Annotated in this window: 22 protein-coding genes; 20 read left to right on the top strand and 2 right to left on the bottom strand. The window is 50.9% G+C overall.

Features of this window, described 5'->3' with window-relative positions; translation table 11 throughout:
- Positions 1 to 79 precede the first annotated feature (79 nt).
- A complete protein-coding gene (otsB, locus tag A31E_RS13260; RefSeq protein ID WP_000138763.1) occupies positions 80 to 883 on the top strand; it encodes a trehalose-phosphatase in 804 nt (267 codons plus the stop codon).
- A complete protein-coding gene (gene otsA / locus A31E_RS13265; RefSeq protein ID WP_016248816.1) occupies positions 858 to 2,282 on the top strand; it encodes an alpha,alpha-trehalose-phosphate synthase in 1,425 nt (474 codons plus the stop codon). The genes otsB and otsA overlap by 26 nt, the downstream gene beginning before the upstream one ends.
- Before the next feature lie 6 nt (positions 2,283 to 2,288).
- On the opposite strand, the gene uspC is transcribed toward otsA, so the two are convergent.
- Positions 2,289 to 2,717 (bottom strand): universal stress protein UspC, encoded by a 429-nt coding sequence (uspC, locus tag A31E_RS13270; RefSeq protein WP_000122662.1) that lies wholly within the window; start codon positions 2,715 to 2,717, stop codon positions 2,289 to 2,291.
- A gap of 778 nt (positions 2,718 to 3,495) precedes the next feature.
- Between uspC and flhD the strand changes: the two genes are divergently transcribed.
- The 14 genes from flhD to flhe all read left to right on the top strand — a co-directional run bounded on the left by flhD (position 3,496) and on the right by flhe (position 17,617).
- A complete protein-coding gene (gene flhD / locus A31E_RS13275; protein WP_001516558.1) occupies positions 3,496 to 3,846 on the top strand; it encodes a flagellar transcriptional regulator FlhD in 351 nt (116 codons plus the stop codon).
- Positions 3,847 to 3,848: 2 nt separating this feature from the next.
- Complete coding sequence (gene flhC, locus A31E_RS13280) at positions 3,849 to 4,427, top strand: flagellar transcriptional regulator FlhC (RefSeq protein WP_016248815.1); 579 nt, start codon at positions 3,849 to 3,851, stop codon at positions 4,425 to 4,427.
- A 124-nt stretch (positions 4,428 to 4,551) separates the two neighbouring features.
- Positions 4,552 to 5,439, top strand: a complete 888-nt coding sequence (gene motA, locus A31E_RS13285; RefSeq protein ID WP_000906344.1) for a flagellar motor stator protein MotA — start codon at positions 4,552 to 4,554, stop codon at positions 5,437 to 5,439.
- Positions 5,436 to 6,362 (top strand): flagellar motor protein MotB, encoded by a 927-nt coding sequence (gene motB, locus A31E_RS13290; protein ID WP_000788500.1) that lies wholly within the window; start codon positions 5,436 to 5,438, stop codon positions 6,360 to 6,362. Before motA ends, motB begins: the two co-directional genes overlap by 4 nt.
- Positions 6,363 to 6,366: 4 nt before the next feature.
- Positions 6,367 to 8,331, top strand: coding sequence for a chemotaxis protein CheA (gene cheA, locus A31E_RS13295; RefSeq protein ID WP_001516557.1), 1,965 nt, complete (start codon positions 6,367 to 6,369; stop codon positions 8,329 to 8,331).
- Positions 8,332 to 8,352: 21 nt separating this feature from the next.
- On the top strand, positions 8,353 to 8,856 hold the full coding sequence (gene cheW / locus A31E_RS13300) for a chemotaxis protein CheW (RefSeq protein ID WP_000147305.1): 504 nt from the start codon (positions 8,353 to 8,355) through the stop codon (positions 8,854 to 8,856).
- A 150-nt stretch (positions 8,857 to 9,006) separates the two neighbouring features.
- Positions 9,007 to 10,668 (top strand): methyl-accepting chemotaxis protein II, encoded by a 1,662-nt coding sequence (gene tar, locus A31E_RS13305; protein ID WP_001516556.1) that lies wholly within the window; start codon positions 9,007 to 9,009, stop codon positions 10,666 to 10,668.
- A gap of 161 nt (positions 10,669 to 10,829) precedes the next feature.
- Positions 10,830 to 11,690: a protein-glutamate O-methyltransferase CheR gene (gene cheR / locus A31E_RS13310; RefSeq protein WP_016248814.1), complete on the top strand. Its 861-nt coding sequence runs from the start codon at positions 10,830 to 10,832 to the stop codon at positions 11,688 to 11,690.
- 2 nt (positions 11,691 to 11,692) lie between these two features.
- Positions 11,693 to 12,742, top strand: coding sequence for a protein-glutamate methylesterase/protein glutamine deamidase (gene cheB, locus A31E_RS13315; protein WP_016248813.1), 1,050 nt, complete (start codon positions 11,693 to 11,695; stop codon positions 12,740 to 12,742).
- A 14-nt stretch (positions 12,743 to 12,756) separates the two neighbouring features.
- On the top strand, positions 12,757 to 13,146 hold the full coding sequence (gene cheY, locus A31E_RS13320; RefSeq protein WP_000763855.1) for a chemotaxis response regulator CheY: 390 nt from the start codon (positions 12,757 to 12,759) through the stop codon (positions 13,144 to 13,146).
- A 10-nt stretch (positions 13,147 to 13,156) separates the two neighbouring features.
- The gene (cheZ, locus tag A31E_RS13325; RefSeq protein ID WP_000983595.1) at positions 13,157 to 13,801 is read left to right on the top strand and encodes a protein phosphatase CheZ; all 645 of its coding nucleotides are present in this window, start codon (positions 13,157 to 13,159) and stop codon (positions 13,799 to 13,801) included.
- 201 nt (positions 13,802 to 14,002) lie between these two features.
- Positions 14,003 to 15,151, top strand: a complete 1,149-nt coding sequence (gene flhB, locus A31E_RS13330) for a flagellar biosynthesis protein FlhB (RefSeq protein WP_001516553.1) — start codon at positions 14,003 to 14,005, stop codon at positions 15,149 to 15,151.
- Entirely contained in the window at positions 15,144 to 17,222 is a 2,079-nt protein-coding gene (flhA, locus tag A31E_RS13335) for a flagellar biosynthesis protein FlhA (protein ID WP_016248812.1), read from the top strand. Before flhB ends, flhA begins: the two co-directional genes overlap by 8 nt.
- Positions 17,222 to 17,617, top strand: a complete 396-nt coding sequence (gene flhe / locus A31E_RS13340) for a flagellar protein FlhE (protein WP_016248811.1) — start codon at positions 17,222 to 17,224, stop codon at positions 17,615 to 17,617. Before flhA ends, flhe begins: the two co-directional genes overlap by 1 nt.
- Before the next feature lie 52 nt (positions 17,618 to 17,669).
- Here the strand turns inward: flhe and argS are convergent, their stop codons facing one another.
- Positions 17,670 to 19,403 carry an arginine--tRNA ligase gene (gene argS / locus A31E_RS13345; RefSeq protein ID WP_001025346.1) on the bottom strand — a complete coding sequence of 578 codons (1,734 nt, stop codon included), beginning with the start codon at positions 19,401 to 19,403 and terminating at the stop codon, positions 17,670 to 17,672.
- A 215-nt stretch (positions 19,404 to 19,618) separates the two neighbouring features.
- On the opposite strand from argS, the gene A31E_RS13350 reads away from it, so the two are divergent.
- The 4 genes from A31E_RS13350 to torZ all read left to right on the top strand — a co-directional run bounded on the left by A31E_RS13350 (position 19,619) and on the right by torZ (position 24,874).
- Positions 19,619 to 20,185: a VOC family protein gene (locus tag A31E_RS13350; RefSeq protein WP_001516550.1), complete on the top strand. Its 567-nt coding sequence runs from the start codon at positions 19,619 to 19,621 to the stop codon at positions 20,183 to 20,185.
- A gap of 13 nt (positions 20,186 to 20,198) precedes the next feature.
- The gene (cutC, locus tag A31E_RS13355; RefSeq protein ID WP_001185711.1) at positions 20,199 to 20,945 is read left to right on the top strand and encodes a copper homeostasis protein CutC; all 747 of its coding nucleotides are present in this window, start codon (positions 20,199 to 20,201) and stop codon (positions 20,943 to 20,945) included.
- Positions 20,946 to 21,319: 374 nt separating this feature from the next.
- Positions 21,320 to 22,420 carry a NapC/NirT family cytochrome c gene (locus tag A31E_RS13360; RefSeq protein ID WP_001516549.1) on the top strand — a complete coding sequence of 367 codons (1,101 nt, stop codon included), beginning with the start codon at positions 21,320 to 21,322 and terminating at the stop codon, positions 22,418 to 22,420.
- A gap of 24 nt (positions 22,421 to 22,444) precedes the next feature.
- Positions 22,445 to 24,874 carry a trimethylamine N-oxide reductase TorZ gene (gene torZ / locus A31E_RS13365; protein ID WP_001516548.1) on the top strand — a complete coding sequence of 810 codons (2,430 nt, stop codon included), beginning with the start codon at positions 22,445 to 22,447 and terminating at the stop codon, positions 24,872 to 24,874.
- The last annotated feature ends 73 nt before the right edge of the window (positions 24,875 to 24,947 follow it).

Genomic DNA, 24,947 nt, shown 5'->3' with positions numbered 1-24,947 from the left:
GCTACGTCACACTGTCTATACTTACATGTCTGTAAAGCGCGTTCTGCGCGAACTATAAAAAGATAAGGAGGAGTACCGGGTGACAGAACCGTTAACCGAACCCCCTGAACTATCCGCGAAATATGCCTGGTTTTTTGATCTCGATGGAACGCTGGCGGAAATCAAACCGCATCCTGATCAGGTCGTCGTGCCTGACACTATTCTGCAAGGACTTCAGCTACTGGCAACCGCAAGTGATGGTGCATTGGCATTGATATCAGGGCGCTCAATGGTGGAACTTGACGCACTGGCAAAACCTTATCGCTTCCCGTTAGCGGGCGTGCATGGGGCGGAGCGCCGTGACATCAATGGTAAAACGCATATCGTTCACCTGCCGGAAGCGATTGCTCGTGATATTAGTGTGCAACTGCATACGGCGATTGCCCAACTTTCCGGCACGGAGCTGGAATCCAAAGGGATGGCGTTTGCACTGCATTATCGTCAGGCACCGCAGCATGAAGACGCCTTATTGACGTTAGCGCAACGTATTACTCAGATTTGGCCGCAAATGGCATTACAACAGGGAAAGTGTGTCGTCGAGATTAAACCGCGAGGCACCAGTAAAGGGGAGGCCATTGCTGCATTTATGCAGGAAGTTCCCTTCATCGGCCGGAAGCCGGTGTTTCTGGGCGATGATTTAACCGATGAATCTGGCTTTGCGGTTATTAACCGACTGGGTGGAATGTCAGTAAAAATTGGTACAGGCGCAACTCAGGCATCATGGCGGCTGGCGGGCGTGCCGGATGTCTGGGGCTGGCTTGAATTGATAACCAACGCATTACAAAAACAAAAAAGAGAAAATAACAGGAGTGATGACTATGAGTCGTTTAGTCGTAGTATCTAACCGAATTGCACCACCAGACGAGCACGCCGCCAGTGCCGGTGGCCTTGCTGTCGGCATACTGGGGGCACTGAAAACTGCAGGTGGACTGTGGTTTGGCTGGAGTGGCGAAACAGGGAATGAGGATCAGCCGCTAAAAAAGGTGAAAAAAGGAAATATTACCTGGGCCTCTTTTAACCTCAGTGAAAAAGATCTCGACGAATACTACAACCAATTCTCCAATGCCGTTCTCTGGCCGGCATTCCATTACCGACTCGATCTGGTGCAATTTCAGCGTTCAGCGTGGGAAGGCTATTTACGCGTGAATGCGTTACTGGCAGACAAATTACTGCCGCTGCTGGAAGATGATGACATTATCTGGATCCACGATTATCACTTGTTGCCATTTGCGCAGGAATTACGTAAACGCGGCGTGAACAATCGCATCGGTTTCTTCCTGCATATTCCTTTTCCGACACCGGAAATCTTTAATGCGCTACCAACTTATGACACATTGCTGGAACAGCTTTGTGATTATGATTTGCTGGGGTTTCAGACAGAAAACGATCGTCTGGCGTTCCTGGATTGCCTTTCCAACTTGACGCGGGTCACGACACGTAGCTCGCGCAATCACACGGCCTGGGGCAAAGCATTTCGTACAGAAGTTTACCCGATTGGTATTGAACCGGATGAGATTGCTAAACAGGCTGCCGGGCCGCTACCGGCAAAACTGGCGCAATTAAAAGCGGAACTGAAAAATGTGCAGAATATCTTTTCTGTCGAGCGGCTGGATTATTCCAAAGGTTTGCCAGAACGTTTTCTTGCTTATGAAGCGCTGCTGGAAAAATATCCGCAACATCATGGTAAAATTCGTTATACCCAGATCGCGCCGACCTCGCGTGGTGATGTGCAAGCGTATCAGGATATTCGTCATCAGTTGGAAAATGAAGCCGGGAGAATTAACGGTAAATATGGGCAATTAGGCTGGACGCCGCTTTATTATCTGAATCAGCATTTTGATCGTAAATTATTGATGAAAATCTTCCGCTATTCCGATGTCGGGTTAGTGACGCCGCTGCGTGATGGGATGAATCTGGTCGCAAAAGAGTATGTCGCCGCTCAGGATCCTGCAAATCCGGGCGTACTGGTACTTTCTCAGTTTGCCGGTGCGGCAAACGAACTGACGTCAGCGCTAATTGTTAACCCATACGATCGTGATGAAGTCGCGGCGGCGCTCAATCGGGCGTTGAGCATGTCGCTGGCGGAACGTATTTCCCGCCATGCAGAAATGCTGGAAGTTATTATCAAAAACGATATTAAACACTGGCAGGAGTGCTTTATCCGCGACCTAAAGCAGGTAGTACCGCGAAGCGCGGAAAGTCAGCAACGCGATAAAGTCGCTACCTTTCCAAAGCTGGCGTAAGTGGAATTAATCCCCTTTAAGCGGAACTAACAGCACATCAACCTCACTTGAGGCAATCACACTTTTCGCTGAGCAGGACGCTCGCGAAAAGAAACTGTGATTATGGTTACCGCAAATCACCAAATCGAACTTATGTTTACGGCATACTGCCAGAATATGTTCGCTTAACTCTCCGTAAGCAATAAATGTCTCTTCTACCGGATATCCCGCATCCTGAATTAATTTATCAAGAAAGTTTTGTGTTTCTTCCTGCATCACGCTGCGTAAATCTTCAAGCATCGGCGCGGCTAATTGATTGAACATTTCCGGGTCGGAAGCGAGAGTGATTAAACTTATGCGCCCATTTACCGGACGGGCGATAGAAACCGCTTTTGCTAACAGTTGCTGACTTTCTGGTGAGACAGCAACAGCAACAAGAATATTGGTATAGCTCATAACCTGCTCCTTATTCTGTGAACTTCAGGTGTTATTACAGCTTTACTCTGAATGAGGTACTGATGCAATAACAACTCAGTCAAAACAGTAAATATTAGGCTGGTTATTAGTAAGTGAAGCTAATTAATAACGTGTAGTTATCACATGATTACAGATGAGGTTATAAAAACTAAAATTATCAATTCCCCGCATAGAACAAATGGATAATATTTATAGAATATTGTTGTAACATATGAGATGTTCCCAGATTTATTTTCACTTGAAGAAACTCATGTTATGTAACTCTCTGTTTGAAAATAAGTTATAGGAGGTGAATATATTTATTTTATATGTAGCAGGTGGTTATTTACGGTGATTTATATTAACAGTGCGCAACATCATCATTTTATCTACCCACTTCATTTTTGAAGCCAGGCAAGCTGAAAAACTTTTTAACAGAATGAAATATGACCAAAACAAAAGTATGACTTATACATTAATGTTAAGTAATTGATTGTTTTGTGTGATCTGAGTCACACATTATCGAAAATCGCAACACCGCTCCGTTGTATGTGTGAGTGGTGACGAGTACAGTTGCGTCGAATTAGGAAAAATCTTAGATAAGTGTAAAAAACACTGTTCTCTGTAAGGGATTGTTTCATCTCTTACACTGCCTGTGTGTTTTTTCGTTGATCGCAACTATTCCATTGTTCTTTACTTTTTACCGGGATTTCCCGGCGACATCACGGGGTGCGGTGATACCGCATAAAAATAAAGTTAGTTATTCTGGATGGGAATAATGCATACCTCCGAGTTGCTGAAACATATTTATGACATTAATTTGTCATATTTACTTCTTGCACAACGTCTGATCGTTCAGGACAAAGCGTCCGCCATGTTTCGTCTCGGTATTAATGAAGAAATGGCAACAACGTTAGCGACGCTGACTCTTCCTCAAATGGTTAAACTGGCAGAAACCAATCAACTGATTTGCCATTTCCGCTTTGACAGCCACCAGACTATTAATCAGCTAACGCAGGATTCCCGCGTTGACGATCTCCAGCAAGTTCATACCGGCATCATGCTATCTACGCGTTTGTTGAATGATGTTAATCAGCCCGAAGAAGTGCTACGTAAAAAAAGGGCCTGACAATGAGCGAAAAAAGCATTGTTCAGGAAGCCCGGGATATTCAACTGGCAATGGAGTTGATCACCCTTGGCGCTCGTTTGCAGATGCTGGAAAGTGAAACACAATTAAGTCGTGGACGGCTGATCAAACTCTATAAAGAACTGCGCGGAAGCCCCCCACCGAAAGGCATGTTGCCATTCTCCACCGACTGGTTTATGACCTGGGAACAAAATGTTCATGCGTCGATGTTTTGTAATGCATGGCAGTTTTTACTGAAAACAGGGTTATGTAACGGCGTCGATGCAGTGATCAAAGCCTATCGTTTATACCTCGAACAGTGTCCGCAAGCCGAAGACGGTCCTCTACTGGCGTTGACCCGTGCCTGGACACTGGTGCGATTTGTTGAAAGTGGTTTACTACAACTTTCCAGTTGCAAATGTTGCGGCGGTAATTTTATCACCCATGCCCATCAGCCTGTTGGCAGCTTTGCCTGCAGCTTATGTCAACCGCCATCACGTGCGGTAAAAAGACGTAAACTTTCTCAAAACCCTGCCGATATTATCCCTCAACTGCTGGATGAACAGAGAGTACAGGCTGTTTAACTCACACGATGTGGCGAAACACTCCAGCAGCGGTAAGTGATTGCCGCTGCTTTTTTTTCCCAACGGTAAGTTAGCGTCTGACGACTGAACATCCTGTCATGGTCAACAGTGAAAGGATGATGTCGTGCTTATCTTATTAGGTTACCTGGTTGTTCTCGGTACAGTTTTCGGCGGTTATTTGATGACCGGCGGAAGCCTTGGAGCACTCTATCAACCCGCTGAACTGGTGATTATTGCCGGTGCAGGTATTGGGTCGTTTATTGTCGGTAACAACGGTAAAGCAATCAAAGGCACGCTCAAAGCGCTGCCGTTACTGTTTCGCCGCTCCAAATACACCAAAGCGATGTATATGGATCTGCTGGCACTGCTTTACCGACTCATGGCGAAATCGCGACAGATGGGCATGTTTTCGCTGGAGCGCGATATTGAAAACCCCCGCGAAAGCGAGATCTTCGCCAGTTATCCCCGCATCCTCGCGGATACCGTTATGCTTGATTTTATCGTTGATTATCTGCGCCTGATCATCAGTGGCCATATGAATACCTTCGAAATCGAAGCGCTGATGGATGAAGAAATTGAAACCCACGAAAGCGAGTCGGAAGTTCCCGCTAACAGCCTGGCGCTGGTCGGTGACTCGCTCCCGGCATTTGGTATTGTCGCGGCAGTGATGGGGGTGGTTCACGCGCTGGGATCGGCTGACCGGCCTGCCGCCGAACTGGGGGCGCTGATTGCTCATGCGATGGTAGGGACTTTCCTCGGTATCTTACTGGCTTACGGATTTATTTCCCCACTGGCGAGTGTTTTGCGCCAGAAAAGCGCAGAGACCAGCAAAATGATGCAATGCGTCAAAGTCATACTGCTTTCTAATCTGAACGGTTATGCACCGCCAATTGCCGTTGAATTTGGTCGTAAAACGCTCTACTCCAGTGAACGGCCATCGTTTGTTGAGCTGGAAGAACACGTTCGCGCGGTAAAAAATCCGCAACAGCAGACGACAACCGAGGAAGTATGAAGAATCACGCGCATCCAATAATTGTCGTCAAACGACGCAAAGCAAAAAGCCACGGCTCGGCGCATGGATCGTGGAAGATTGCTTATGCTGACTTTATGACCGCGATGATGGCTTTTTTTCTGGTGATGTGGCTGATCTCCATTTCCAGCCCAAAAGAGCTGATTCAGATAGCGGAATATTTCCGCACGCCGTTGGCGACTGCGGTAACGGGTGGTGATCGCATTTCTAATAGCGAAAGCCCAATTCCCGGCGGCGGTGATGATTACACTCAGAGTCAGGGAGAAGTGAATAAGCAGCCGGACATTGAAGAACTGAAAAAACGCATGGAGCAAAGTCGGTTGCGGAAATTGCGTGGCGATCTCGACCAGCTTATAGAGTCAGACCCGAAACTACGGGCGCTGCGTCCACATCTCAAAATCGATCTGGTACAGGAAGGTTTACGCATTCAGATTATCGACAGCCAGAATCGCCCGATGTTTAAAACCGGCAGTGCTGACGTCGAACCCTATATGCGCGACATTCTGCGGAGTATTGCGCCAGTGCTGAATGGTATTCCTAACCGTATCAGTCTCTCCGGTCATACCGATGATTTCCCTTACGCCAATGGTGAGCAAAGCTACAGCAACTGGGAGCTTTCTGCCGAACGCGCTAATGCGTCGCGCCGTGAGCTAATGGTGGGGGGGCTGGCTGATGGCAAAATTCTGCGCGTCGTCGGCATGGCGGCGACCATGCGTTTAAGCGATCGCGGACCTGATGATGCTGTCAACCGTCGAATCAGTCTGCTGGTCCTGAACAGACAGGCCGAGCAGGCCATTTTGCATGAAAACGCTGAAAGCCAGAATGAGCCGGTAAGTGTACTGGAAAAAACTGGGGGCGCTCCGCAGGTCAGTGTTCCCACAATGCCATCAGCCGAACCGAGGTGACAGCGTGAGCATGGATATAAGCGATTTTTATCAGACATTTTTTGATGAAGCGGACGAATTGTTGGCCGATATGGAGCAGCATCTGCTGGATTTGCAGCCAGAAGCGCCAGATGCCGAACAATTGAATGCTATCTTTCGTGCGGCCCATTCCATCAAAGGAGGGGCAGGAACTTTTGGTTTTACCGTGTTACAGAAAACCACGCATCTGATGGAAAACCTGCTCGATGAAGCCAGACGCGGTGAGATGCAGCTTAATACCGACATTATCAATCTGTTTTTGGAAACGAAGGATATCATGCAGGAACAGCTCGACGCTTATAAACAGTCGCAAGAGCCGGATGCCGCCAGCTTCGATTATATCTGCCAGGCCTTGCGTCAACTGGCATTAGAAGCGAAAGGCGAAACGGTGCCCGCAGTGACCCGGTTAAGTGTGGTTGCCAAAAGTGAACCGCAAAATGAGCAGAGTAACAGTGAGTCGCCGCGACGAATTATCCTTTCACGCCTGAAGGCGGATGAAGTCGATCTGCTGGAAGACGAACTGGAGCAGTTGACCACATTAACTGACGTGGTTAAAGGCGCGGATTCATTATCTGCAACAATGTCGGGAGATATTGCGGAAGACGACATTACCGCCGTGCTCTGTTTTGTGATTGAAGCCGATCAGATTGCCTTTGAAGCGGTAGAACCTGCACCAACAGTATCGACCCCGCCAGTGCTGGAACTGGCCGCAACAGAAGCGCCAGCCGGACGCGTAGAGCGGGAAAAAACGACGCGCGGTAGCGAATCGACCAGCATCCGTGTGGCGGTAGAAAAGGTTGATCAACTGATAAACCTGGTCGGTGAACTGGTCATCACCCAGTCAATGCTCGCTCAGCGCTCCAGTGAACTGGACCCGGTAAATCATGGGGATTTGATTACCAGCATGGGGCAGTTACAACGTAACGCCCGTGATTTGCAGGAATCGGTGATGTCGATTCGTATGATGCCGATGGAATATGTCTTTAGCCGCTATCCGCGGCTGGTGCGCGACCTGGCGGGTAAACTCGGCAAACAAGTAGAACTCACGCTTATAGGCAGCTCCACCGAACTCGACAAGAGTCTGATAGAACGCATTATCGATCCGCTGACCCACCTGGTACGCAACAGCCTTGACCACGGTATAGAACTGCCGGAAAAACGCCTCGCCGCAGGTAAAAATAGCGTCGGAAATTTGATCCTGTCTGCCGAACATCAGGGCGGTAACATCTGCATCGAAGTGACCGACGATGGCGCGGGACTAAATCGTGAGCGGATTCTGGCAAAAGCCGCCTCGCAAGGGCTGCCTGTCAGCGACAACATGAGCGACGACGAAGTGGCGATGTTGATATTTGCTCCGGGTTTTTCCACGGCGGAGCAGGTTACCGATGTTTCCGGGCGTGGCGTCGGCATGGATGTCGTTAAACGTAATATCCAGGAGATGGGCGGCCATGTCGAAATCAAGTCGAAGCCGGGCACAGGTACAACGATCCGCATTTTACTACCGCTGACACTGGCGATCCTCGACGGTATGTCCGTGCGCGTTGCTGATGAAGTTTTCATTCTGCCGCTGAATGCTGTCATGGAATCACTGCAACCCCGTGAAGTCGATCTGCATCCGCTGGCAGGTGGCGAGCGGGTACTTGAAGTGCGTGGTGAATATCTGCCAATAGTCGAACTGTGGAAAGTGTTTAATGTCGCTGGTGCGAAAACTGAAGCCACCCAGGGGATTGTCGTGATCCTGCAAAGTGGTGGTCGTCGTTATGCCTTGCTGGTGGATCAATTAATTGGTCAACACCAGGTGGTGGTGAAAAACCTTGAAAGTAACTATCGCAAAATTCCTGGAATATCCGCCGCAACAATTCTTGGCGACGGAAGCGTAGCACTGATTGTTGATGTCTCAGCCTTGCAGGCAATAAACCGCGAACAATGTATGGCGAACACCGCCGCCTGATTGAGTAAAAAGGTAATAAATATGACCGGTATGACAAATGTAACAAAACTGGCCAGCGAACCGTCAGGCCAGGAATTTCTGGTATTTACCCTTGGTGATGAAGAGTACGGCATAGACATTCTGAAAGTGCAGGAGATCCGTGGTTACGACCAGGTCACGCGGATTGCGAATACGCCAGCGTTTATCAAAGGCGTCACTAACCTGCGCGGCGTCATTGTGCCAATTGTCGACTTACGCATTAAGTTCAGCCAGGTCGATGTGGACTATAACGACAACACAGTCGTGATCGTCCTGAATCTTGGCCAGCGCGTGGTCGGCATAGTGGTTGACGGCGTATCGGACGTTCTTTCGTTGACGGCGGAACAAATTCGCCCGGCACCGGAATTTGCCGTGACGCTTTCCACTGAATATCTTACGGGACTGGGCGCGCTGAGTGACCGCATGCTGATTCTGGTTAATATCGAAAAACTGCTAAATAGTGAAGAGATGGCGCTGTTAGATAATGCGACCGCAGACGTCGCGTAATTTCGCGTTCAGCAATAAATAAAGGCAGAACCCGATGATGCGCACATCGGGTTTTTTATTTTAAGTCATCTCTCTACGATTGATCTAAGCAATAAAGTTTCCCACCTTCCTGCCGATAACGGGATCAACTTGTTTTCAGGAAGGTGCCTTATGATTAACCGTATCCGCGTAGTTACGCTGCTGATGATGGTGCTGGGGGTATTTGCACTGTTACAGCTCATGTCCGGCAGTCTGTTTTTTTCTTCGCTGCACCATAGCCAGCAAAGCTTTGTGGTTTCCAATGAACTACGGGAACAACAGGGCGAGTTAACTTCAACCTGGGATCTCATGCTACAAACGCGCATTAACCTGAGTCGTTCAGCGGTGCGGATGATGATGGACCCATCCAATCAACAAAGTAGTGCAAAAATTGAATTGCTTGATAGCGCCAGGAAAACGTTGGCGCAGGCGGCTGTTCATTATAAAAAATTCAAAAGCATGGCACCGTTACCCGAAATGGCTGCCGCCAGTAGTCATATTGATGAAAAATACAAAAATTACCACACGGCATTAACTGAACTGATTGATTATCTTGATTATGGTAACACCGGAGCCTATTTTGCCCAGCCAACCCAGGGAATGCAAAATGCGATGGGAGAGGCTTTTGGGCAGTACGCCCGTAGCAGCGAAAAATTGTACCGCAATATCGTTGTCGACAATGCCAGTGATTACCGTTTTGCCCAGTGGCAACTGGCCGTTATCGCGCTGGTGGTGGTACTGATTCTTCTGGTGGCATGGTATGGCATTCGCCGCATGTTGCTTAACCCGCTGGCAAAAATCATTACCCACATCCGTGAAATTGCGGGTGGTAACCTGGCGAATAACCTGGCCATTGCTGGACGCAGTGAAATGGGCGAGCTGGCGCAGAGCGTTTCGCATATGCAACGTTCTCTGACTGATACAGTCACCCACGTGCGCGAAGGTTCAGATGCCATCTACGTTGGTACGCGTGAAATTACTGCAGGTAATACCGATCTCTCCTCCCGAACTGAACAGCAGGCCTCTGCACTGGAAGAGACTGCTGCCAGCATGGAACAACTCACCGCCACGGTGAAACAGAACGCCGATAATGCCCGCCAGGCCTCGCAACTGGCGCAAAGTGCCTCCGACACTGCCATGCACGGCGGTAAAGTGGTGGATGGCGTGGTGAAAACCATGCACGAAATTGCTGACAGTTCGAAGAAAATTGCTGACATCATCAGCGTTATCGACGGTATTGCTTTCCAGACCAATATACTGGCGCTGAACGCCGCCGTAGAAGCTGCCCGTGCCGGTGAACAGGGACGTGGTTTTGCCGTGGTTGCGGGTGAAGTGCGTAATCTTGCCAGCCGTAGCGCCCAGGCGGCAAAAGAGATTAAAGCCCTGATTGAAGACTCAGTATCCCGCGTCGATACCGGTTCGGTGCTGGTTGAAAGCGCCGGAGAGACGATGACCAACATCGTTAATGCGGTTACGCGCGTTACCGACATTATGGGGGAAATTGCTTCAGCCTCCGATGAACAGAGCCGTGGCATTGATCAAGTGGCGCAGGCCGTGTCGGAAATGGATCGTGTGACTCAACAGAACGCCTCGTTGGTGCAGGAGTCAGCCGCTGCAGCCGCCGCGCTGGAAGAGCAGGCCAGTCGTTTAACGCAGGCAGTATCCGCGTTTCGTCTGGCTGCCAGCCCTCAATCCCAAAAACCACCGCTTCAATCCCGGCCAGCCAGTGAAAAACCACCAACACAACCACGCCGGCATATCGCTGAACAAGCTCCAAACTGGGAAACATTTTGATGGCTATTTACTCAAGCACCATTGTTGCCAGATTGATCAGATGATGCAACAGAACGTCGCGCGTATCGTCTCTGATGGCGCTATTTACAAGTGGTTATACGACACAATCGGCGCAGTTACAGGCTGTGCCAGTGGTTTCCTGAAGTGACTGAGAAGGCGCTATGACATCATCTCTGCCCTGTGGGCAAACGTCTTTATTGTTACAGATGACCGAGCGCCTCGCGCTTTCCGACGTTCATTTTCGGCGGATAAGTCAATTGATCTACCAACGTGCGGGGATCGTTCTGGCCGATCACAAACGTGACATGGTCTACAACCGGCTGGTACGCCGTTTGCGTTCGCTGGGACTGGCAGATTTTGGGCATTATCTGAATATGCTGGAATCTAATCAGTGCAGCAGCGAGTGGCAGGCATTTATTAACTCATTGACGACCAACCTGACGGCATTTTTTCGTGAAGGGCATCATTTTCCGCTGATCGCAACTCACGCCCGCCGCTGTTCTGGGGAATATCGCGTATGGAGTGCAGCGGCATCGACAGGCGAAGAACCGTACAGCATTGCGATGACGCTGGCGGACACATTGGGCACTGCGCCCGGACGCTGGAAAGTCTTTGCCAGTGATATCGATACCGAAGTCCTGGAGAAAGCTAAAAGCGGCATTTATCGCCATGAAGAGCTGAAAAACCTGACGCCACAACAACTCCAGCGTTACTTCATGCGCGGCACGGGACCGCATGAAGGGCTGGTGCGCGTGCGTCAGAAGCTGGCGAATTATGTCGATTTTTCGCCGCTGAATTTGTTGGCGAAACAGTACACCGTACCGGGGCCGTTTGATGCGATCTTCTGCCGTAACGTCATGATCTACTTTGATCAAACGACTCAACAGGAGATTTTGCGTCGCTTTGTACCGCTACTTAAGCCCGACGGATTGCTGTTTGCGGGTCACTCTGAAAACTTTAGCCATCTTGAGCGCAGCTTCACGTTGCGAGGTCAGACGGTGTATGCGCTAAGTAAGGAATAACGATGAGCAAAATCAGGGTGTTGTCTGTCGATGATTCGGCATTGATGCGCCAGATCATGACGGAAATCATCAACAGCCATAGCGACATGGAAATGGTTGCGACGGCTCCTGATCCGCTGGTCGCGCGTGATTTGATTAAGAAATTCAACCCTGATGTGTTGACGCTGGACGTTGAAATGCCGCGGATGGACGGGCTGGATTTCCTCGAAAAATTAATGCGTTTGCGACCAATGTCGGTGGTGATGGTTTCTTCTCTGACCGGCAGAGGTTCCGAAGTCACGCTGCGCGCGCTTGAGTTAGGGGCGATAGATTTTGTCACCAAACCACAACTGGGTATTCGCGAAGGAATGCTGGCGTATAGCGAAATGATTGCCGAAAAGGTACGAACGGCGTCAAGAGCGAGCCTGGCCGCGCATAAACCGTTATCGCCACCGGCAACGCTGAAGGCTGGCCCGCTGTTGAGTTCAGAAAAATTGATTGCAATTGGTGCCTCAACGGGCGGAACAGAGGCGATTCGTCACGTACTGCAACCGTTGCCACTTTCCAGCCCGGCGCTGTTAATCACCCAGCATATGCCGCCCGGTTTCACCCGCTCTTTTGCTGACCGACTTAACAAGCTGTGTCAGATCGGCGTTAAAGAGGCTGAAGACGGTGAACGCGTCTTACCGGGACATGCCTATATCGCGCCGGGCGATCGGCATATGGAACTGGCGCGCAGTGGCGCGAACTATCAAATCAAAATTCACGATGGCCCGGCGGTTAACCGTCATCGGCCTTCGGTAGATGTGTTGTTCCATTCTGTTGCCAAACAGGCGGGGCGTAATGCTGTTGGGGTGATCCTGACGGGCATGGGTAACGATGGCGCGGCGGGAATGTTGGCGATGCGTCAGGCGGGGGCATGGACCCTCGCGCAAAACGAAGCAAGCAGCGTGGTTTTCGGTATGCCGCGTGAGGCCATCAATTTGGGGGGCGTCTGCGAAGTGGTCGATCTTAGTCAGGTAAGCCAGCAAATGCTGGCAAAAATCAGTGCCGGACAGGCGATACGTATTTAAATCAGGAGTGTGAGATGGCGGATAAAGAGCTTAAATTTTTGGTTGTGGATGACTTTTCCACCATGCGACGCATTGTGCGTAACCTGCTGAAAGAGCTGGGATTCAACAATGTTGAGGAAGCGGAAGATGGTGCCGATGCTCTCAACAAGTTACAGGCGGGCGGTTATGGGTTTGTGATCTCCGACTGGAATATGCCGAATATGGATGGTCTGGAACTGCTGAAAACCATTCGTGCTGATGGCGCGATGTCGGCGTTACCGGTGTTGATGGTGACCGCAGAGGCGAAGAAAGAGAACATTATCGCCGCAGCACAAGCGGGGGCCAGTGGCTATGTGGTTAAGCCATTTACCGCCGCGACGCTGGAGGAAAAACTCAACAAAATCTTTGAGAAACTGGGCATGTGAGGATGCGATTATGATGCAACCATCAATCAAACCGGCTGATGAACATGCCGCTGGCGATATCATTGCGCGCATTGGCAGCCTGACGCGTATGTTGCGTGACAGTCTGCGGGAGCTTGGACTGGATCAGGCGATAGCTGAGGCCGCTGAAGCCATCCCCGATGCCCGCGATCGTTTGTACTACGTCGTGCAGATGACTGCCCAGGCTGCGGAGCGTGCGCTGAACAGTGTTGAGGCGTCACAGCCACATCAGGATGAAATGGAGAAGTCGGCAAAAGCATTAACCCAACGCTGGGATGCCTGGTTTGCCGATCCGATTGACCTTGCCGATGCCCGTGAACTGGTGACCGATACGCGGCAATTTCTGGCGGATGTGCCTGTTCATACCCGTTTCACCAATGCGCAACTGCTGGAAATCATGATGGCACAGGATTTTCAGGATCTCACCGGCCAGGTGATTAAACGGATGATGGATGTGATACAGGAGATTGAACGCCAGTTGTTGATGGTGCTGCTGGAAAACATTCCGGAACAGGATGCGCGTCCGAAGCGTGAAAGCCAGAGTCTGCTTAATGGGCCACAGGTTGATAGCAGCAAAGCGGGTGTGGTAGCCAGCCAGGATCAGGTCGACGATTTGTTGGATAGTCTCGGTTTTTAATTTGTATTGCCTGATATGATGTGACCCGTCGTATCAGGCGGCCGGATGAGACGTTTACACCGCATCCGACAAACGCGGCACCACGCCTGATGTGCGGCGGTAAAAGCCCTAAATCCCGCCTGTTTTGCCCCTTACTCTAACCATTGAACGCTTTCCGCTCTGGCATTATTCACGCTTATCACTATTTCCAGGATTGGCGACGTGTCTGACGAGAGCGACGACAAAACAGAAGCCCCCACACCTCACCGACTTGAAAAAGCACGGGAAGAGGGACAGATCCCGCGCTCCCGTGAGCTAACCTCACTGCTGATTTTGCTGGTGGGCGTGTGTGTTATCTGGTTTGGTGGCGCGTCTCTGGCTCACCGGTTGTCTGGGATGCTCTCCGCCGGGCTGCATTTTGATCACAACATCATCAATGACCCCAACCTAATCCTGGGGCAGATTATTCAGTTAATCAGAGAAGCCATGTTGGCTCTGTTGCCGCTGATTAGCGGCGTGGTGCTGGTGGCACTCATTTCGCCAGTCATGTTGGGTGGTCTGGTATTTAGCGGCAAATCATTACAGCCGAAGTTTTCCAAAATCAACCCGTTACCAGGTATTAAACGCATGTTCTCAGCGCAAACCGGCGCAGAGCTGCTGAAAGCGATACTGAAATCCACTTTGGTCGGCAGTGTGACTGGTTTTTATCTCTGGCATCACTGGCCGCAGATGATGCGCTTAATGGCGCAGTCGCCCATTACTGCAATGGCTAACGCGATGGATGTTGTGGGATTGTGCGCGCTTTTAGTGGTGCTTGGGGTCATCCCAATGGTGGGATTTGACGTCTTTTTTCAAATATTCAGCCACCTGAAAAAGCTGCGTATGTCACGGCAGGACATTCGTGATGAGTTCAAACAAAGCGAAGGCGATCCCCATGTCAAAGGGCGAATTCGTCAGATGCAGCGAGCTGCGGCGCGGCGTCGGATGATGGCCGATGTACCGAAAGCGGACGTCATTGTTAACAACCCAACTCACTACTCAGTGGCATTGCGATATGACGAAAACAAAATGAGTGCGCCGAAAGTGGTCGCCAAAGGTGCAGGGCTGGTAGCACTGCGCATTCGTGAAATTGCCGCTGAAAATAACGTCCCGACCCTTGAAGCACCGCCGCTGGCGCGTGCGCTGTATCGACATGGCGAAATAGGCCAACAAATTCCAGGCCAACTATACGCCGCTGTGGCAGAAGTACTGGCCTGGGTCTGGCAACTGAAACGCTGGCGTCTGGCCGGTGGGCAACGCCCCGTACAACCCACACATCTTCCGGTGCCGGAAGCCCTGGATTTTATCAACGAGAAACAGCCCCATGAGTAATCTGGTCGCAATGCTGCGCCTACCCGCAAACCTGAAATCGACACAATGGCAGATCCTTGCCGGACCGATTTTGATCCTGTTGATCTTGTCGATGATGGTGCTGCCACTGCCCGCATTCATTCTCGACCTGCTGTTTACCTTCAATATTGCCCTGTCGATCATGGTGTTGCTGGTGGCGATGTTTACCCAGCGCACGCTCGAGTTTGCCGCGTTCCCGACCATCCTGCTGTTTACCACGCTGTTGCGTCTGGCGCTCAACGTGGCTTCAACCCGTATCATTTTGATGGAAGGTCATACTGGTGCGGCGGCGGCGGGGAAGGTCGTTGAAGCGTTCGGTCACTTCCTCGTTGGCGGTAACTTTGCAATCGGCATTGTGGTATTCGTCATCCTCGTGATCATCAACTTTATGGTTATCACCAAAGGTGCCGGGCGTATTGCGGAAGTGGGGGCGCGCTTTGTTCTCGACGGTATGCCGGGTAAACAGATGGCGATTGATGCCGACCTCAACGCCGGATTGATTGGTGAAGATGAGGCGAAAAAACGTCGTTCCGAAGTGACCCAGGAAGCCGATTTTTACGGCTCAATGGACGGGGCGAGTAAGTTTGTTCGTGGTGATGCTATTGCCGGGATCCTCATCATGGTCATTAACGTCGTCGGCGGATTGCTGGTCGGCGTGCTGCAACATGGCATGAGCATGGGCCATGCGGCAGAAAGTTATACGCTGTTGACCATCGGTGATGGCCTGGTGGCGCAAATCCCGGCGCTGGTTATTTCTACCGCTGCGGGGGTCATCGTCACGCGTGTCAGCACCGATCAGGATGTTGGCGAGCAGATGGTGAATCAGCTTTTCAGTAACCCCAGAGTCATGTTGTTAAGTGCCGCAGTACTGGGGTTACTTGGTCTGGTGCCAGGAATGCCAAACCTGGTCTTTTTACTGTTCACGGCGGGACTGCTGGGGCTGGCGTGGTGGATCCGTGGACGCGAACAAAAAGTGCCTGCCGAACCGAAGCCGGTAAAAATGGCGGAGAATAATGCCGTTGTTGAAGCGACGTGGAACGATGTGCAACTGGAAGACTCGCTGGGAATGGAGGTGGGGTATCGGCTGATCCCGATGGTCGATTTTCAGCAGGATGGCGAGTTGCTGGGGCGTATTCGCAGTATTCGTAAGAAATTTGCCCAGGAGATGGGCTTTCTGCCGCCGGTGGTGCACATTCGCGACAATATGGATCTGCAACCTGCCCGCTATCGTATCCTGATGAAAGGCGTTGAAATTGGTAGCGGCGATGCCTATCCGGGGCGCTGGCTGGCGATCAACCCGGGGACAGCCGCCGGAACATTACCCGGTGAAGCGACGGTCGACCCGGCGTTTGGTCTGAATGCTATCTGGATCGAAAGCGCGCTAAAAGAACAGGCGCAGATTCAGGGATATACCGTGGTTGAGGCCAGCACGGTGGTCGCAACGCATCTTAACCACCTCATTAGCCAACATGCCGCCGAACTGTTTGGTCGTCAGGAGGCGCAGCAGTTACTGGATCGCGTCGCCCAGGAGATGCCAAAGCTAACGGAGGACTTAGTTCCTGGCGTCGTCACGCTCACCACGCTGCACAAGGTGCTACAAAACCTGCTTGATGAAAAAGTGCCGATTCGCGATATGCGCACCATCCTCGAAACGCTGGCGGAACATGCGCCCATCCAGAGCGATCCACATGAATTAACCGCCGTCGTCCGCGTGGCGCTTGGTCGGGCGATTACCCAGCAATGGTTTCCCGGCAAAGATGAAGTTCACGTTATTGGCCTGGACACGCCGCTGGAGCGTTTGCTGTTACAGGCATTGCAGGGCGGGGGCGGGCTGGAGCCGGGACTGGCGGATCGTTTGCTGGCACAAACTCAGGAGGCATTATCCCGTCAGGAGATGCTGGGCGCGCCGCCAGTGCTGTTGGTGAACCATGCGCTGCGGCCATTATTATCTCGTTTTCTGCGCCGTAGCCTGCCGCAACTGGTGGTGCTTTCGAATCTCGAACTCTCTGATAACCGCCAAATCCGTATGACGGCGACGATTGGCGGCAAATAATGAGGAGCTTATTAGCTATTTTGTTGTTTCCGATGCTTGTGCAGGCTGCCGGGGAGGGCATGTGGCAGGCAAGTAGCGCGGGCGTGACGCTGAATCATCGTGGTGAATCGATGTCGTCAGCGTCTCTGGCTTCGCGACAACCGGTTTCAGGATTGGTGACGCTGGTGGCCTGGCGTTATCAGCTTATCGGCCCGACACCAGTAGGGCTGCGCGTGCGCTTGTGTTCGCTATCTCGTTGTGTCGAATTAGACGGGCAGAGCGGGAGTACGGTGGCATTTACCGGCGTACCTGCGACAGAACCGTTGCGCTTTATCTGGGAAGTTCCAGGCGGCGGGAGGTTAATTCCGCCGCTGAAGGTGCAGCGTAATGAAGTGATTGTGAATTATCGGCGGTGATAAAAAAGCCGATGTCCGTAACTGCGACATCGGCCTTTGACACATAACGCGATTACATACGCTCTACAGTCTCAATACCCAGCGTATCCAGACCCAGTTTCAGCGTCTTCGCGGTCAGTTGTGCCAGTTTCAGACGGCTGTTACGCACTTCTTCGTTTTCTGCGCTGAGGATCGGGCAGTGCTCGTAGAAGCCAGAGAACAGACCAGCCAGATCGTACAGGTAAGCACACATCACGTGCGGTGTACCTTCACGGGCAACCACCGTGAGGGTTTCTTCAAATTGCAGCAGGCGAGCGGCCAGTTGCGCTTCACGATCCTCACGGATGACAACCGGAGCCGCAGCCAGTTGATCTTCGTTAATTTCCGCTTTACGGAACACGGACAGCACACGGGTGTAGGCATACTGCATATACGGCGCAGTGTTACCCTCGAACGCCAGCATGTTGTCCCAGTCGAAGATGTAGTCGGTAGTGCGGTTTTTGGAGAGATCCGCGTATTTCACCGCGCCGATACCGACCGCATTGGCCAGTTTTTCCAGCTCGTCGGCTGGCATATCCGGGTTCTTCTCAGCCACCAGACGACGCGCGCGTTCCAGTGCTTCATCCAGCAGATCTGCCAGTTTCACCGTACCGCCAGCGCGGGTTTTGAATGGTTTACCGTCTTTACCCAGCATCATGCCGAACATGTGGTGTTCCAGCGGTACGGATTCTGGTACATAACCTGCTTTGCGTACGATTGCCCATGCCTGCATCAGGTGCTGATGCTGACGGGAGTCGATGTAATACAGCACGCGATCGGCATGAAGGGTTTCATAACGATACTTCGCACAGGCGATATCGGTGGTGGTGTAGAGATAGCCGCCATCTTTCTTCTGAATGATAACGCCCATCGGCTCGCCTTCCTTGTTCTTGAACTCATCAAGGAATACAACGGTCGCGCCTTCACTTTCTACTGCCAGACCTTTGGCTTTCAGATCTGCCACGATACCCGGCAGCATCGGGTTGTAGAGGCTTTCGCCCATCACATCATCGCGAGTCAACGTTACGTTCAGACGATCGTAAGTGATCTGGTTCTGCGTCATGGTGATGTCGACCAGTTTGCGCCACATTTCGCGGAAGTATTCGTCACCGCTTTGCAGTTTTACCACGTAGTTACGTGCACGTTCGGCAAACTCTTCATCTTCGTCGTAATGCTTTTTCGCATCGCGGTAGAAACCTTCGAGATCTGCCAGCTCCATTTCACCGGCGTTTTCCTGCTGCTGTTTTTCCAGCCACGCAATCAGCATACCGAACTGGGTGCCCCAGTCACCGACGTGGTTAGCGCGAATTACGTTGTGACCGAGGAACTCCAGGGTACGCACAGCCGCGTCACCAATGATGGTGGAACGCAGATGCCCTACGTGCATCTCTTTCGCCACGTTTGGCGCGGAGTAGTCCACCACAATGGTCTGTTTTTCTGGTGTAGCAACACCGAGACGATCGGACGCCAGCGCCTGCTGAACATGTTCAGCCAGGAATACCGGATCAAGGAAAATGTTGATAAAACCTGGGCCGGCGATCTCAACTTTACTGGCGATACCGTTAAGATCCAGATGAGTCAGCACCTGCTCTGCTAATTGTCGCGGTGCCATACCCAGTTTTTTAGCAACTGCCATCATGCCGTTAGCCTGATAGTCGCCGAACTGAACTTTTGCTGACTGACGAACCTGCGGTTCGCAATCCGCAGGCGCGCCTGCCGCAATCATGGCCTGACGGACTTTTTCTGAGAGAAGAGCCTGAATATTCACCGGAATACCTTACATTGATGAAGCGAGCGAGAATTGCCCGCACCAGTTAAAGAAATTAGGGCGGGAGTATACTGCAAATGGCTGTTTTCGTCAGCAACGTGCGCGTGGCGTATTGCCGTTTTCACTATTGCTCCGGGGACTGCGCGAAATCAGCAGTTGGTTGGCGCAGGGCAACAAGGTAAATTAACGCTTTTGCTGAAAGACGAAGAGTGATTATGGCTAACTGGCAATCTGTCGACGAGTTGCAGGATATTGCAACGGATTTACCGCGATTTATCCACGCATTAGACGAACTTTCCCGTCGTCTGGGGCTGGATATTACTCCGCTGAATGCCGATCACATTTCCTTGCGTTGTCATCAAAACGCCACCGCTGAACGCTGGCGTCGTGGGTTTGAACAGTGCGGCGAACTCCTGTCAGAAAATATGATCAATGGCAGACCGATTTGCCTGTTTAAATTGCATGAACCGGTACAGGTTGCTCACTGGCAGTTTTCGATAGTTGAGTTACCGTGGCCTGGGGAAAAACGTTACCCGCACGAAGGCTGGGAACATATCGAAATCGTTCTGCCTGGTGATCCAGAGACACTGAACGCCCGTGCACTGGCATTACTTTCTGATGAAGGGCTTAGTCAGCCGGGGATCTCGGTTAAAACCAGTTCGCCAAAAGGTGAGCATGAGCGATTACCCAATCCAACGCTGGCCGTCACCGACGGTAAAACCACGATTAAGTTTCATCCGTGGTCCATTGAAGAGATCGTCGCCAGTGAGCAGTCGGCGTAATTAAGGAGTAAAAATGGCATTACTGGAAATTTGCTGTTACAGCATGGAGTGCGCGCTGACGGCGCAGCAAAACGGTGCCGACAGAATAGAGCTGTGTGCGGCACCGAAAGAAGGTGGCTTAACGCCGTCGCTGGGCGTGCTGAAGTCTGTGCGCCAGCAGGTTACTATCCCTGTGCATCCGATTATCCGTCCTCGCGGTGGCGATTTTTGCTACAGCGACGGCGAGTTTGCCGCCATTCTTGAGGACATCCGCACAGTACGCGAATTGGGATTTCCTGGACTGGTGACGGGGGTTCTGGATGTTGACGGTAATGTCGATATGCCACGAATGGAAAAAATAATGGCGGCTGCCGGTTCGCTGGCCGTCACTTTTCATCGCGCCTTCGATATGTGCGCTAACCCTTTAAATGCACTGAATAATCTTGCGAAATTAGGCATTGCCAGGGTGCTGACATCGGGGCAAAAATCAGACGCGCTGCAAGGTTTATTAAAAATTATGGAACTTATTGCCTATGGTGATGCTCCAATCATCATGGCCGGAGCTGGAGTTCGTGCAGAAAACCTGCACCACTTCCTCGATGCCGGAGTGCTGGAAGTCCATAGCTCCGCGGGAGCGTGGCAAGCCTCACCGATGCGTTATCGTAATCAAGGATTGTCCATGTCATCAGATGCACTCGCGGACGAGTATTCGCGTTATGTCGTAGACGGGGCGGCGGTTGCTGAAATGAAAGGAATCATTGAACGCCATCAGGCCAAATGATTTTTACCGTTGCATCATGTCGCCCAATATGATGCTTGCTCGTACCAGGCCCCTGCAATTTCAACAGGGGCCTTTTTTTATCCTTTATCAGTATGAAAAATGAACAGTCATCGTGTAATAGCGTGCAAAATCATGCTGCTAAAAATGTTTTATATATTCATATTAATTATGTGATTTAAATTGTTAAAACTGCCAAATATATATTAAAAATAACGACTGGTTTCTTCTTTAATAATTAATGGTTAAATTGCAATAAATCATATTTTTTGTCGATTATTTCAGGCAGTGTTGTGCCGAATTTAGTGAGTTATTAATTCGTTGTGTATTTATTTATACAACTGGTTCGGTGTACTGGAATTTAATTAGAGGAATTTATGCGAGGGAAAAAACGCATTTGGTTATTTTTTTTGCTCATGGCAGTAGCGGTGGGTGGCGGTGGGTTATTGCTGGCGCAAAAAACGTTGCACAAAACGTCGGAAACGACATTTTGTCTTTCCTGCCACTCAATGAGCAAACCGTTTGAGGAATATCAGGGAACTGTCCATTTTTCTAATCAAAAAGGTATTCGTGCTGAATGTTCCGACTGCCATATTCCAAAGTCAGGAATGGATTATTTATTTGCTAAATTAAAGGCATCTAAAGATATTTATCATGAATTTGTTAGCGGCAAAATAGACAGCGACGATAAGTTCGAATCCCATCGTCAGGAAATGGCCGAAACAGTGTGGAAAGAATTAAAAGCCTCAGACTCTGCAACGTGCCGTAGTTGCCATACTTTTGAAGCCATGGATATTGCTTCACAAAGTGAATCTGCACAGAAAATGCACACCAAAGCGCAAAAAGACGGCGAAACGTGTATTGATTGCCACAAAGGAATAGCCCATTTTCCGCCAGAAATAAAAATGGATGACAACGCGGCACATGAACTGGAAAGTCAGGCCGTCACATCAGTGACTAATGGTGCGCATATTTATCCTTTCAAACCTTCCCGCATAGGCGAGCTGGCTACTGTAAATCCTGGCACCGATCTCACGGTTGCTGATGCCAGCGGTAAACAGCCGATCGTTCTGTTACAGGGCTATCAAATGCAGGGTAGTGAAAACACGCTCTACCTGGCGGCAGCTCAACGACTGGCGTTAGCCACACTAAGTGAAGAAGGTATCAAGGCGCTAACGGTAAACGGGGAATGGAAAGCTGACGAATACGGTAATCAATGGCGTCAGGCGTCATTACAAGGGGCGCTTATCGATCCCGCATTAGCGGACCGTAAACCGCTATGGCAATACGCTGAAAAACTCGACGATACCTATTGTGCTGGTTGCCACGCGCCGGTTGCCGCCGACCATTACACCGTCAATGCCTGGCCGTCCATTGCGAAAGGGATGGGGACGCGAACCAGCATGAGCGAAAACGAACTGGATATTTTGACGCGGTACTTCCAGTACAACGCCAAAGATATTACCGAGAAACAGTGATCCTCGTTGATCAGGGAGGAAGTTATGACATTAACAAGACGTGAGTTTATTAAACATAGCGGTATTGCGGCAGGGGCGCTGGTGGTGACATCGGCTGTACCGTTACCTGCATGGGCAGATGAGAAGGGCGGTAAAATTCTTACCGCAGGCCGCTGGGGGGCGATGAACGTAGAAGTGAAGGACGGTAAGATTGTTTCTTCTACAGGCGCGCTGGCGAAGACCATCCTGAACTCCTTACAGTCTACGGCGGCGGATCAGGTACACACTACGGCGCGTATTCAGCATCCGATGGTGAGAAAAAGTTATCTCGACAATCCACTGCAACCGGCAAAAGGTCGTGGCGAAGACAGTTACGTTCAGGTGAGCTGGGAACAGGCATTAAAACTGATTCATGAGCAACACGATCGCATCCGCAAGGCCAACGGTCCTTCGGCCATTTTTGCCGGATCTTACGGCTGGCGTTCTTCTGGCGTGTTGCATAAAGCGCAAACTTTACTGCAACGTTATATGAATCTGGCGGGCGGTTATTCAGGACATAGCGGCGATTACTCAACCGGGGCTGCGCAGGTGATCATGCCGCACGTTGTCGGTTCTGTGGAGGTCTATGAACAGCAGACTTCCTGGCCACTGATTCTGGAAAACAGTCAGGTGGTGGTGTTGTGGGGCATGAACCCGCTGAATACCTTAAAAATTGCCTGGAGTAGTACCGATGAGCAAGGGCTGGAATACTTCCATCAACTGAAGAAATCTGGCAAACCGGTGATTGCCATCGACCCTATCCGTTCTGAAACGATCGAGTTCTTTGGCGATAACGCTACCTGGATCGCGCCGAATATGGGCACCGACGTGGCGCTGATGTTAGGGGTTGCGCACACCCTGATGACACAAGGCAAACACGATAAAGCGTTCCTTGAAAAATACACAACCGGCTATCCGCAATTTGAAGAGTATCTGACCGGCAAGAAAGATAATACGCCGAAGAGCGCCCCCTGGGCGGCGGAAATTACCGGTGTGCCAGAAGCGCAAATAGTCAAACTTGCCGAACTGATGGCGGCGAATCGCACGATGCTGATGGCCGGCTGGGGAATTCAGCGGCAGCAATACGGTGAGCAGAAACACTGGATGCTGGTGACCCTGGCGGCGATGTTAGGACAGATTGGTACGCCGGGCGGCGGCTTTGGTTTCTCTTATCATTACTCCAACGGCGGCAACCCAACACGCGTTGGCGGTGTGCTGCCGGAAATGTCTGCGGCGATTGCCGGACAGGCCAGCGAGGCCGCTGATGATGGTGGAATGACGGCGATTCCTGTCGCCCGTATTGTCGATGCGCTGGAAAATCCTGGTGGCAAATACCAACACAACGGTAAAGAACAAACTTACCCAAATATCAAAATGATCTGGTGGGCTGGCGGCGGTAATTTCACCCATCACCAGGACACTAACCGTCTGATAAAAGCCTGGCAGAAACCAGAGCTGATCGTCGTTTCTGAATGCTACTGGACGGCGGCAGCCAAACACGCGGATATCGTATTACCGATCACCACATCGTTTGAGCGCAATGACCTGACGATGACCGGCGATTACAGCAACCAACATATTGTGCCGATGAAGCAGGTTGTTGACCCACAATTTGAAGCACGTAACGATTTTGACGTATTTGCTGACCTTGCTGAATTACTGAAACCTGGCGGAAAAGAGATCTATACCGAAGGTAAAGATGAAATGGCGTGGCTGAAATTCTTTTATGATGCCGCTCAGAAAGGTGCCCGTGCGCAGCGCGTCACTATGCCGATGTTTAATGCCTTCTGGCAGCAAAATAAACTGCTTGAAATGCGCCGCAGCGAGAAGAACGAGCAATATGTTCGCTATGGCGATTTCCGCGCCGATCCGGTGAAGAATGCTCTGGGTACGCCAAGCGGAAAAATTGAGATCTATTCCAAAACGCTGGAAAAATTTGCTTATAAGGATTGCCCGGCACACCCAACCTGGCTTGCACCTGATGAGTGGAGAGGCACCGCCGACGAGAAGCAGTTGCAGCTTCTGACCGCGCATCCGGCACACCGTTTACACAGCCAGCTTAACTATGCGGAGTTGCGTAAAAAATATGCGGTTGCCGATCGTGAGCCGATCACCATTCACACCGAAGATGCTGCTCGCTTTGGTATTGCGAATGGCGATCTGGTGCGTGTCTGGAACAAACGCGGTCAGATTTTGACTGGCGCTGTGGTGACTGATGGGATCAAAAAAGGCGTGGTGTGCGTGCATGAAGGCGCATGGCCGGATCTGGAAAATAGCTTGTGTAAAAACGGCTGCGCAAACGTGTTAACGGCGGATATTCCAAGCTCTCAGTTGGCGAATGCCTGCGCCGGTAACACCTCGCTGGTGTATATCGAAAAATACACGGGCAATGCGCCGAAGTTGACGGCGTTTGATCAGCCAGCCATTCAGGCATAAGAAGTAAATAGCGCCCGGAAACGGGCGCTAAATTGCAGATAAAGTGTGCTTTATTCATGCCGGATGCGGCGTG

The organism is Escherichia sp. KTE159, from assembly GCF_000408805.1.
GTDB classification, from domain to species: Bacteria; Pseudomonadota; Gammaproteobacteria; order Enterobacterales; family Enterobacteriaceae; genus Escherichia; species Escherichia marmotae.
This window is presented reverse-complemented; position numbering and strand designations above follow the sequence as displayed.

What these genes read in the sequence shown, in the direction of transcription:
- otsA (WP_016248816.1), top strand. Translation starts at nt 858, where the DNA reads ATGAGTCGTTTAGTCGTAGTATCTAACCGAATTGCACCACCAGACGAG.
- uspC (WP_000122662.1), bottom strand. Translation starts at nt 2,717, where the DNA reads ATGAGCTATACCAATATTCTTGTTGCTGTTGCTGTCTCACCAGAAAGT.
- flhD (WP_001516558.1), top strand. Translation starts at nt 3,496, where the DNA reads ATGCATACCTCCGAGTTGCTGAAACATATTTATGACATTAATTTGTCA.
- flhC (WP_016248815.1), top strand. Translation starts at nt 3,849, where the DNA reads ATGAGCGAAAAAAGCATTGTTCAGGAAGCCCGGGATATTCAACTGGCA.
- motB (WP_000788500.1), top strand. Translation starts at nt 5,436, where the DNA reads ATGAAGAATCACGCGCATCCAATAATTGTCGTCAAACGACGCAAAGCA.
- cheW (WP_000147305.1), top strand. Translation starts at nt 8,353, where the DNA reads ATGACCGGTATGACAAATGTAACAAAACTGGCCAGCGAACCGTCAGGC.
- tar (WP_001516556.1), top strand. Translation starts at nt 9,007, where the DNA reads ATGATTAACCGTATCCGCGTAGTTACGCTGCTGATGATGGTGCTGGGG.
- cheR (WP_016248814.1), top strand. Translation starts at nt 10,830, where the DNA reads ATGACATCATCTCTGCCCTGTGGGCAAACGTCTTTATTGTTACAGATG.
- cheB (WP_016248813.1), top strand. Translation starts at nt 11,693, where the DNA reads ATGAGCAAAATCAGGGTGTTGTCTGTCGATGATTCGGCATTGATGCGC.
- cheY (WP_000763855.1), top strand. Translation starts at nt 12,757, where the DNA reads ATGGCGGATAAAGAGCTTAAATTTTTGGTTGTGGATGACTTTTCCACC.
- cheZ (WP_000983595.1), top strand. Translation starts at nt 13,157, where the DNA reads ATGATGCAACCATCAATCAAACCGGCTGATGAACATGCCGCTGGCGAT.
- flhA (WP_016248812.1), top strand. Translation starts at nt 15,144, where the DNA reads ATGAGTAATCTGGTCGCAATGCTGCGCCTACCCGCAAACCTGAAATCG.
- flhe (WP_016248811.1), top strand. Translation starts at nt 17,222, where the DNA reads ATGAGGAGCTTATTAGCTATTTTGTTGTTTCCGATGCTTGTGCAGGCT.
- A31E_RS13350 (WP_001516550.1), top strand. Translation starts at nt 19,619, where the DNA reads ATGGCTAACTGGCAATCTGTCGACGAGTTGCAGGATATTGCAACGGAT.
- cutC (WP_001185711.1), top strand. Translation starts at nt 20,199, where the DNA reads ATGGCATTACTGGAAATTTGCTGTTACAGCATGGAGTGCGCGCTGACG.
- A31E_RS13360 (WP_001516549.1), top strand. Translation starts at nt 21,320, where the DNA reads ATGCGAGGGAAAAAACGCATTTGGTTATTTTTTTTGCTCATGGCAGTA.
- torZ (WP_001516548.1), top strand. Translation starts at nt 22,445, where the DNA reads ATGACATTAACAAGACGTGAGTTTATTAAACATAGCGGTATTGCGGCA.